Annotated in this window: 1 protein-coding gene and 1 pseudogene; one reads left to right on the top strand and one right to left on the bottom strand. The window is 63.4% G+C overall.

Translation table 11 applies throughout. From position 1 onward, the window contains the following. Positions 1–189 (top strand): annotated as a pseudogene (locus tag ACGLHR_RS52170) (hypothetical protein); the annotation flags it as partial. Between the two features lie 106 nt (positions 190–295). On the opposite strand, the gene ACGLHR_RS52165 reads toward ACGLHR_RS52170, so the two are convergent. Next, positions 296–555, bottom strand: a 260-nt coding sequence (locus ACGLHR_RS52165) for a hypothetical protein (protein ID WP_400104018.1), incomplete at its 5' end; no start/stop codon positions are given.

The following is a 555-nucleotide window of genomic DNA, read 5'->3' as shown; positions in this document are numbered from 1 at the left end:
CCGCAAAACACAGAGGCAATCCGTCGCGAACTGCAGCTTGCCGGCTCTCAGTGGCTGTTCTTTGAAGAGGCACTCAATCAGACCGGGGTCAGTCGCGCGGAACAGTTGAGAAACATCGCCACGACCAGCGAGCGTATTCTTCAGGTGATGGATGACGTCACCAGCATGTATGAAGGGATGCCCAAGTAACTTGGGAGCGTGAACGAGCTATGCCAGACGCGGCTTTACAGGCAGCCACGCTTGCAATGCCTGCCAGGCGCACAGCTTTTCCGCAGCGACGGCAGGTCCACGCGGATCATATCGCCCACCAGGCGCCAGAACTGATAAGAGCCGATGCCGCGTCGTTCTGTGAGGCGGTGAACTGGATGCCGAGGGCCAGGCCAACTTGGCCGCGCACGCGCGTCGCGCTGAGCCCCCCCAGCTCTAGGCGCTCGAGCGGCAGTTGCTGGAGTTGCGTACCCAATTCTCGACGGAGCTGGAGCGCACCCGCGAGCAGGTGGCGGTGGCAGGAACGGGCCGAGGCCACCGAGCGCCGCGCGCTGCGCGAGATCGACC

Origin of the sequence: Cupriavidus sp. CuC1, from assembly GCF_044627735.1 — a bacterium.
GTDB classification, from domain to species: Bacteria; Pseudomonadota; Gammaproteobacteria; order Burkholderiales; family Burkholderiaceae; genus Cupriavidus; species Cupriavidus ulmosensis.
The sequence above is the reverse complement of the archived record's forward strand: the minus strand, read 5'-3'. Positions and strand labels throughout refer to the sequence as shown.